The sequence below is a fragment of the Duncaniella muricolitica genome, assembly GCF_910574735.1.
In the GTDB taxonomy this organism is placed as follows: Bacteria; Bacteroidota; Bacteroidia; order Bacteroidales; family Muribaculaceae; genus Duncaniella; species Duncaniella muricolitica.
Map to the genome: position 1 here is coordinate 1 of NZ_CAJTCF010000168.1, position 592 is coordinate 592.

General features: G+C 46.3%; 1 pseudogene. It reads left to right on the forward strand.

Annotated elements, in window-relative coordinates:
• Positions 1–102: 102 nt before the first annotated feature.
• Positions 103–471: pseudogene (gene mobA, locus QGT73_RS17340) on the forward strand (conjugal transfer protein MobA); the annotation flags it as partial.
• Positions 472–592: the final 121 nt, after the last annotated feature.

The following is a 592-nucleotide window of genomic DNA, read 5'->3' on the forward strand; positions in this document are numbered from 1 at the left end:
TATGACCCGGCCTACCTGCCAAGAGACCCGAGATTAAAAATTGAGTATTAACATATTTTTACACTAATTTCTATCTAAAATCCTTGCGCAGGTCAGAGTAAACGGTACACCGTCCGTTTCAACGAGGAGGAACACAACCGTTTCCTCGCCATGTTCGGAAAATCGGGTGTCTATGCACGGTCTGTTTTCCTCAAAGCGCACTTCTTCGGGCAACCGTTCAAGGTGCTGAAGGTGGACAAGACGTTGGTGGACTATTACACCAAACTGTCGGATTTTCATGCACAATTCCGTGCCGTGGGTACGAATTACAACCAAGTCGTGAAGGAACTGAGGCTGCATTTTTCAGAGAAAAAGGCGATGGCGTTGCTCTACAAATTAGAGCAACACACCGTCGAACTCGTGAAACTGAGCCGCCGGATTGTGGAACTTTCAAGGGAAATGGAGGCAAAATGGTCGCAAAAATCAGTGTAGGAAGTTCGTTGTACGGCGCGATTGCCTACAACGGGGAGAGTGCGTCCGTAATGGTCGCATAACAAATACCTCTTTGGCAAGAGGTTAGATAAGTGTTCCAAATAACATATTGGGGTAAAAT